The sequence below is a fragment of the Aporhodopirellula sallentina SM41 genome (genome assembly GCF_000346505.1).
Lineage (GTDB): Bacteria > Planctomycetota > Planctomycetia > Pirellulales > Pirellulaceae > Rhodopirellula > Rhodopirellula sallentina.
In genome coordinates this window covers 1-8852 of the sequence record NZ_ANOH01000253.1, presented here as the reverse complement: position 1 = coordinate 8852, position 8852 = coordinate 1, and the positions used below count along the sequence as shown (strand labels likewise).

Below are 8852 nucleotides of genomic sequence, written 5' to 3'. Positions count from 1 at the left end.
GGATCCGTAGCGAAAGTTGCCAAAACTTTCGGCGATCCGTGGGGCCTGCCGAAACTCTCGGCGAGTCTCGCTACCACTTTTTCTCTGTAACGAGCGTTGCTAAGACGTCGGAGAAGCGTCGGGTGTTTGGATGTCGCTCTTGGCGAAACAATGGAGACAATTGTTCGACACTCCCAGGTGTTAGAGTGTGGTTGGGAATTCCGCACAGCGAGTCGAATGCATTTGTGGAGTATCAGGATGCTCGCATTGGTAGAACGTCATGGTCCCGTCAAGCCCGCAGATCCAGACTTCGTCCGCACCGGCATCAAAGTAAAGCTGACGCTTGGTTCGCATTTCGGATTCGGAATTGCCCGGAGAGAGCACTTCGACGCAAATTTCAGGTGCGACTTCAAATGCGATTTGACCTTTGACCTGTTCGAGTCGTGCATCCGAATACCACCCGACGTCCGCAGCCTTCACGCCATCGATCGTTGAAATCGGACACTCGGGATGGACATTGCCACCGAGCATTCGGTCGAGCATTACGGTGATTTTTCCTTGGCGATGGCTATGCCCGCCTGAGGCAGGTGGGGTCATCAGGATTTGCCCGTACGCGTTGGTTTCGATTCGATAGGGAAGTTCGGCCAATCCGCGATCCGCCAGCACTTCGCTCCATCGCTTGCGATTGAACGCCAGTTGCTGTTCACGTGGGGGCAGGTGAAGGGTCAGTTGCATGACGATGTTCTATCTTGGTCGATCGAGCGAAAACACACTGCGATTATAGCGATTGTGGGCGGCGAAGGAGGCAGAAGCCGAGATGCAACCACCTTTTCACCCGCACCACAACGCCCTGCCAATCGCACCCATTTCAACGCAGAGACGCAAGGGAGCAAAGCACCCGATCACCCCAAGCACAACCCGAACGCCCCTCGGGAGGGTCGAGCGAGGAAAGGGCTTGTCCCGGCGGGGCCACAATTGACGGCTACCAATCACGCGAAAGGCACGTAGCCGGAGTCGCCAAGACTTTGGGGGGATTAGCTATTAGCCGTTAGCCGTTAGCCGTTAGCTGTTAGCAAGACGCTTCCGTCCGGGCTCGTCTCGGCGGATTCAACGCCCTTCCCCACACTCCTCCCCGTAGCCGGAGTCGTTAAGACTTCGGGGCATCCCCTCAGCATCCCTGAACTCTGACGAGCCCGCCTGCCACAAGAAACAGTTCACGCAATAGCACCCACAACCCCGTCTTCAGCTTTCGTGTGTTTCGTCCCTTTCGTGGTAGAAAATACACACAACCTAACCACGAAATACACGAACCACACGAAAATAGACCGTAGCGAAAGTTGCCAAAACTTTCGGCGATTCGTGTGAGCCGGCCGAAACTCTTGGCGACTTGTTGATTTAATCGTTTAACGGGTAGCCAAAGGCGACCTACTTGCCGCTGTGCGTCGCCTACGGCTACCGGTTAAACGAAAACAGGTTGACTCTTGATTAAATCGACAAACTCTTGGCGAGCCCGCCTACCACAAGAAGCAGTTCACGCAAAAGCAGCCACCACCCACTCCAACCCTTTCGTGTGGTTCGCAACCTTCGTGGTAGAAAACACACCCCACCTACAAGAAACTCACCGAACAGAATCGATGGTTGAAACTGGCCGCCAGATCAAAGACGACGGCTAAGCGGCGGGCTATTTGAAAAGAAACTGCGGCAACTTCCGCAGTGGTTTGGTCAGCCGCAGGCCCACTGGTGGCTTCAGGCCATTGGCCACCCAAGCCGCCCGGTCATCCGCGTTGGCTTGCATGCGATTCTTGAGGGAAGCATTGCTTGCCCCGCCAGTTCGCATTTTGACCATCACGTGCGGGATGTACTTCATCCTTGCGCCATGCCGGACCATCATCCGCACCAACAGCTCATAGTCGGCCGCGGTTTGAATCGAGCAATCGAAAGCTCCGAAACGCTCGTAAAGGCTGCGACGAAAGTAAACCGTCGGATGTGGTGGCATCCATCCTGTGCGGAACTTGCGGACGTCGTACTCGCCCGAACGCCAGTACCGATGGACTTTGTCAGGCGTCTGCCCATCGACATAAACCAAGTCCCCATAAACACCGTCGACGTCTGGATCGCTCATCGCATCGGCGACTCGGGCGAGCGTTTGCGGGTCTGCCAACCAATCGTCCGCATGAATAAACCCAATCACATCGCCCGAGGCAGCGGCGATGCCTTTGTTGAGTGCGTCGTAGATACCGCTGTCGCTTTCCCGGATCGATTTCGTGACGACGCGGGCATGTTCCATCACAACCGTATCCGTTCCATCGTCCGACATCCCATCCACGACGATGTATTCCAGGTCAAAGCCGTCGACATCTTGCAATGAAACACTTTCAATCGTCGCGCCGATCGTTGTCGCGCGATTGAAAACAGCCGTGATAAGAGAGATTCGCATCGTAATAGAACGCTTTACAAAATGATGTAGCCGATGTCGCCAGACTTCGGAAATTCACTAGTACTTCATGTCAACTTGATTTTCGGGTAGTGGACGAGGCGACGAGTCCTTGATGCGCTAGTCACGCAAGGGGATTCCTTGCGTCATCCACTACGATTCCACCCGAAAATTGAGATGCGGTAGACTACTAGCTTTTAGCAATTAGCCTTTAGCACTACACTTCCGCGCGGGCTTGTCCCGGCGGAATCAAAGCCCAATCCGACGCTTCTTCTCGTACCCGGTGTCGCCAAGACGTCGGTAGCTGTTTGGCCCCAAGTATGCGATCGAGTGGTGTCTTCCGTTTATTAACCACGAAATACACGAACCACACGAAAATTCCCTTAGCCGGAGTTGCGTAGACTTCGGAAATCCAAAAGCTATTAGCGTTCAGCAATTTGCTTTTAGCTCTACGCTTCCGCGCGGGCTCGTCCCGGCGGAGCCACAACTGACAGCTACCGACCAACAAGAAACACCACCAAACTCCGTCTGGGCTCGTCCCAACAGTTCAGAAGCCCTCATTCAACCTCTTTTCGATGCAGAGCCAACTTTCGTGTCGTTCGGGTCTTTCGTGGTGAGAGAAATTACCGATCGACAGAGCGATCGGCCGCGTAAGCACCCGTCATCAATAGCATTTTTGCTATGACGACTTCGGCCGTGCTGGATTACCGATCACAGTCGTGTTGGGCGGCACATCTTTGAGTACTACCGATCCAGCCACACACATGCTGTTTGGCCCGATGGTGACGCCAGGTGCTACAAACGCCTGAGCGGCAACCCAAGATCCCTCTTTGATTTCAATTGACTTGGTGACCAAATCAAATCCTGGCCGATCAAAACGATGCGATCCCGTGCACAAAAATGCCCGCTGCGAAATACAACAATTCGTTTCGACAACAACCTCATCCAGATTCAGCATCATGACCTGTTCGCCGATCCAAACATGGTCACCGACAAACAGACGCCATGGAAAGGCGATCCAGACACCGCTCCGAATGACGACACCGTTTCCAACGGTTGCCCCAAAAAAACGCAACCACGCGACGCGAACACACGAAGGAAAGGGAAGCGGGACGATGAAGAAAACTGCCCGAATGATCAGCCAACAATACTCAGTAAACCGCGACGCACCGCGGTCTAAGTTGGATCGATAGTTATGGAGTTCAATTTGGTTCACGGAGGGACCACTATCCAAAATCGACGAATTCAGGACGCTGGCCGCCCAACATCCACCGGTACATCGCTAGGTACTGGGATGCGATTCGTTCCCACGTAAACGACTGCGACACTAAATCGAATCCATTCTGCCCTATTCGTTCAAGTTCACTCGATTCGGATTCAAGCCATCGCCGGAGGCCTGCCATAATTGACTCGGGAGACGTGGTGATGGAAATCGCGGCATCGTGATCGAAACCTTCGGGTAAATGGCAGTGTTCAGTCATCAACACGGGAAGACGATACGACCATGCTTCGAGCACCGACATGGGTAGACCTTCGCTGTAGGAAGGCAATACGAATCCGTGTGCTTCATTGAGCCATTTCGTCTTTATCTCACCGAAAACAGGCCCTGCGAACTGAACCGAGTTTTCTAGGCTGTTCTCGATTACCCATTTTCGCAAGCTTTTCTCGTGGCCGCCGTCATCCCAACCGGCAATGATCAAACGGGCCTCTCGCATCGGCAAGCCATCTTCCTGGACGCACCGATGCCATGCTTGAAGCAATTCAACCAACCCTTTTTTGGGGTGGATGCGTCCTAAGAACAGGAGTGTCCGGGGGCGGTCGGTGGTTTGGCTGGGGCGTTCAACTTTTGGTAAATCAATTCCGTTCGGAATGACACAAATCGGCTCTGGATACCCACATCGACGTATGTCTTCCGCTTCAGCCTTGCACAGAGCGTGAAAACAGCGAGCGTTCGCCAAGTGCCTCGACTCAAACCACCACGAGGCCACCAATTTTTTAAAGCGTGACCGGCTGAGTGCCCACGAGTCTAACATCCCGTGTGGCGCAACGACATATGGGATTTTTCCACGGCGTGCCACCGAATGAACATCGGCGGATGTGTGCTTGAAAATACCATGGGTATGAATCACGTCGCTGTGGAACTCGAGTAAATGCTTACGCAGGTCGGGGGAATACCCCAACGCTGATGGGCCACGAACTTCGAACGTCTGAGGTTTGGCGCGCCCCCAGTTCGAGTCGTTTTCCAAAGGTGAATCATCTGCCAGGCCAAACAGTTCTGCGTCAACTGAATGATTTACGGTCAAATGTCGATACACGGGGCGCATCACCGCCGGGATACCACCGCCTCGCGCGGATAGCGCATGGGTCACCGCAGCGATTTTCAAGAGTCAACCCAAGGTGGCGGGCTGGAAGTACGGTTGGAATGGTTTCGTTCCTGCCGCCGCTCCCAAAAAGCGATCAAAATCCATCCGAAAATGAATGGGTAAAGCACCAAAAGCGTGATATCTCGCCCCATGTTGAATGTTAGGATTAAGCCGAGAGCGTACAACATCAATCTTGCCGGATATTCGTTCGACACACGATCCTGGCGGGCCAGTATCCCCACCCAGATCGCCATCAACAAAGCTGCGGCGATCGGACCCAACCATGGACCAAAGTTAACAACACCCTGGCCAATCATTCCGGTTGAAATCGTTGCGTAGACTCCTGCGCTTGCGGCACTGCCACCGCCTTGACCGCGGGCGATGGCATAGTCGATTCCAATCGTCGGCTTTCCAGGCCAAATGATCCGCGGGATGGGATTGGCTGCTTCCGCAAAATAACGTTTTCCCCAATTGGCCTCGTACGAACCGTTGGCGAAAAACCGGTTGATCCATGACAGTTCTTCGCACATATTTAGCCCGAGGTGCTTGCTGCCCGCCGATTCGCGAATGCTCGCCCCCGATGCGAAAGCAGCGGAAATGCTGCGATTCGTTCGATTGCTTAGAACAAAGCTAAACCAAAGGCTAGTCACCAATAATCCCAGCCCAATGTAGACGAACTTGGTGGGCAGATTGCCCCTCACACGACCAAAAACCCAAGCGCTGAAACCAGGAATCATCGTCGCTAGCATCGTGTTACGGGTACGGTCAAAAATGTAGTAGGGCATTGAAAGGCAACAAACGATCAATGCCATTCGACGTGTCGTTCTATTTCGCGCGAGCGCGAGAATTACGCCAAAACCGGCCGTCAGAAACACCTGGAAATAGCCTGCCAGTGCTAAAAGCGAATCAATGCCCCCTCCCATGCGATTGCGAGACCAAGGCTCAGCTTTGTAGGTCAGGTATGGTGCGAAAAGCCCGAGGAAGTTGAACTTTACTCGTACCAGCGCAACGATCATCAACAAAACCCAAGCGACAAACAGCGACTTGGCGAATGTGTCGATTTTCGCTTGGACCGCAGGATGATCCAACGGTCGGCGTTCGAGAATCGCAACTGCTTGGCTCGGACGCCTCGGTCCAGCAAATTGGCCTGTCATCACGGGAGCAAATGTGATGAATGCAATGACAAATCCACAAACTTGCCACCACGCATTTTCTATCGCGACGTCACCAATCAGCGTTCGATACCCCGCAAAATCGTTGTAAAGCACATCCCCGACATACCAAATGGACACTGTCAGAAGTACTGCGCAAGCAGGAATCCCCCAAGCCTCGCGACGCTTCGACCAAGCGTGCGTAGCCGACATCGCCAGTAATACACAAGCAAGGTAAAAGGGCAGCGGATAAATAGCTAGGTCAGGCATTTGAAGCGTTGGTTGGGCGGAGATTTAGGATGGGGGTCCAATCTCTTTCGGCCGATAAGACTGCTTGGATGGCTATCCAACTAATCGTCGGGACAGGTCTTTCAAGCTGAACGCGGGGGCGACGATACTGTTTAGATCCCAATCCGATTCGAAGAATTGAACTATTGTCGCCGCGATAGTGGATGGCTCTAGATCCGGCAAAACAAGCCCGTTTTCGCCATGCGTAACGGCAGCACCGCAATGACGAGACGCAATCACTGGTAACCCGTACGAAAGCGCCTCGAGCTGGGTCAATGCGTACCCGTCCGACAGGGTCGGAAGAATGAACACATCGGCGGCGCGATACGCGGCAGCAACGTCACTGCGACGCAGGGGCCCGACGAAATGCACGTTCGGCAGTGAAGACCATAGGTCGGGATCAATCTCGCTCGGTCCTGCCAAAGTCAGCTCAAAACGAGAATCGTCGACCAGCAAACGCATCGCATCGACTAAGCGACCTATCCCCTTGCGAAGATTGACCTGACCTAGAAACAGGATCCGTAACCGATCAGCCGTTTTGACGCTAGCCACGGTTCTTTGCTCGACAGCATCCTTACAATCGCCTAAAAGGCCGTTCTCGCCGGGCGGGACATAAACAAGCGGTACGATATCGATTTTTCCGGGATCAATGGACTCACCTCTCAAGCACTCGGCCGACCATGGTGAATTCACAATAACGCGGTCGCAAAGTTCCATTTCTTCATGCCAGGCATCCCAATAGGATTTGGGGGCTGGTCTCCAACTTGACTTCACCTGTGAATACCGCTCGTGTTCACGTGCGACGATGCGTTCTTCTTCAGGCCCAGGATCAATCTGGTCCACGACCGTGGTCCAGCCTTTCGACCGAGCGGATCGAACGGCCAATCGGGCAGCGTAGCTGAAAGAAAAAAGCGTCCGAGGTGATTCATCAAGCGGCACAAGCCTAGACACCGCAAAACGCTCATACCAATCGTTGCGATGGATGATGCGATCCCAACCTGCCAAGCCTTTCGCGCGAGCTGCAACTTCTTCGGCAAAGAAAAATAGACCTGGCGATTGAACTGACGCGTTTGCCAAGTCCTTGTGCCAACGATCATGCAAACGTCCTAGCCGTTTGAAACGCCGAGTGAGCGATCCCGGAGCACACCAATGATCCGTAAGCAACAAGCCAAGTCGCCCTGCGGCGTGCAGTGCTCGCGGAATCGCGTAGTGCTCGCGCGCGCCAAGTTGGCTGACAATCCAGGAAGAAGATGAGGTGGTCAGAGTGCAGTTTTCAATTAGCAGGGGTGAGGTCGGCCAACGAGGTGTTAGCAATTGGTTTCGCAAGTAATCTGCAGGGCTCGCCGTAAGCCTTCGCCGAAAGCACCTGTTGGCATTCGGTCATTCAAAATCCGTTGGGATTCACGCCCAAGCTGCTTGCGTTCCTGTGCCGACAACTCACTGACTCGTGACATCGCCGCCTCCATGGATCGAAGCTCAATCGCATCGAAAGTAAATCCGTTGATCCCGTCGTCCACCAACTCCTCCACCGCGCCCCCGTTGAGACTAGCAACGATTGGCAACCCACTCGCCATTGCTTCGTTGATGACAAGTCCCCACGGCTCTCGAATCGCTGGATGAAAAAACGCTGACGCCGCAGCATAGAATTCAGGCAGTTGATCGATCTGCCGGAAACCCGGCAAAAAGACTATCGGCTTTCTCTCATCACCTTTCGATAGTTGTTTGAGTGTTACCTCTGGTTTCGTCTCCCACGGCGCACCTTCCACCACTTGCAACCCAAGCAACCTCGTGCGTTCGACAATCTGCGCCTTCAGCGGCCCATCCCCCAATAAACACAACTCCCACTCACCGCCGCTCGCCCGATAGCCCGCATACGCATCCACCGCCGCGACCAAGTTCTTCACGGGCACAAACCGGTTACTCGCCAAAAAGAACGGGGGCGTGCCCCGGTCTCTCGCGGCTCGCAACTCGCCCACACGCCTTTCAAAATACTCGTTGTCCACGGTATTGTATCCGAAAGTGATACGATCTCTCCGCACTCCTAACGTTGTCAAGTAATCCGCATGAGACTGCGCCCCGACCAAAGCAGTATCAAAGCGCCGCAACAACCTTCTTTTTAGTTTCTCTTTCCACCAAACGCGTTCGCCGTCAATGGCACGCGTCTCACTCATCAAGATGGTTTTGCACGTATTCTTGCTAGCCCATTCCAAACAAGCTCTCGCATCAACGCTTCCCCAACCCGCAATCGCGATTGCGTCAGGTTGCTCGGCGTTCAGTCTTTCCGAGACTTCCGTGCGAAGCTGCCCCGAAGAGAAGTTCTCGTAGTGGCCATCGGGAAACAATGTGACGAAGTCATCGTCCTCATGGTCGCCTAAAGAATCCGACTCATCCCAGGCATAGGTCGCGTCGGTCGCACAAATCTGAAGCCCCCGCACGCGCCACCCCAGCGGGCCAAGCACGTCTTGGGCACTGCGAAGTCGCGCCAAGTGGTACGGCCCAAAGCGGACAAAGTGAATCAGAAGAGAGCGGGAAGCGGTCAAGTAGATTAAGAGGTTGGTTGCGTTTTCAGTGAGCCGTGATCGCGTAGGCGGTCGGGCTTAGATCGAATCCTTCACGCCTTGCAGAAACCTGCACACG

General features: G+C 54.1%; 7 protein-coding genes. All 7 read right to left on the bottom strand.

The window, feature by feature from the left end; all coding sequences use genetic code 11:
- Nucleotides 1–180 precede the first annotated feature (180 nt).
- The gene (locus RSSM_RS16705; RefSeq protein WP_008681220.1) at nt 181–714 is read right to left on the bottom strand and encodes a Uma2 family endonuclease; all 534 of its coding nucleotides are present in this window, start codon (nt 712–714) and stop codon (nt 181–183) included.
- Nucleotides 715–1660: 946 nt separating this feature from the next.
- Complete coding sequence (locus RSSM_RS16700) at nt 1661–2416, bottom strand: glycosyltransferase family 2 protein (protein ID WP_008681218.1); 756 nt, start codon at nt 2414–2416, stop codon at nt 1661–1663.
- 676 nt (nt 2417–3092) lie between these two features.
- A complete protein-coding gene (locus RSSM_RS16695) occupies nt 3093–3629 on the bottom strand; it encodes a WcaF family extracellular polysaccharide biosynthesis acetyltransferase (protein WP_008681217.1) in 537 nt (178 codons plus the stop codon).
- A 10-nt stretch (nt 3630–3639) separates the two neighbouring features.
- A complete protein-coding gene (locus tag RSSM_RS16690) occupies nt 3640–4782 on the bottom strand; it encodes a glycosyltransferase (RefSeq protein WP_008681215.1) in 1143 nt (380 codons plus the stop codon).
- A gap of 11 nt (nt 4783–4793) precedes the next feature.
- Nucleotides 4794–6197, bottom strand: a complete 1404-nt coding sequence (locus RSSM_RS16685; protein WP_144059888.1) for an oligosaccharide repeat unit polymerase — start codon at nt 6195–6197, stop codon at nt 4794–4796.
- Between the two features lie 72 nt (nt 6198–6269).
- Nucleotides 6270–7292 carry a glycosyltransferase family 4 protein gene (locus tag RSSM_RS16680; RefSeq protein WP_144059887.1) on the bottom strand — a complete coding sequence of 341 codons (1023 nt, stop codon included), beginning with the start codon at nt 7290–7292 and terminating at the stop codon, nt 6270–6272.
- A gap of 230 nt (nt 7293–7522) precedes the next feature.
- The gene (locus tag RSSM_RS16675; protein ID WP_144059886.1) at nt 7523–8755 is read right to left on the bottom strand and encodes a glycosyltransferase family 4 protein; all 1233 of its coding nucleotides are present in this window, start codon (nt 8753–8755) and stop codon (nt 7523–7525) included.
- Nucleotides 8756–8852: the final 97 nt, after the last annotated feature.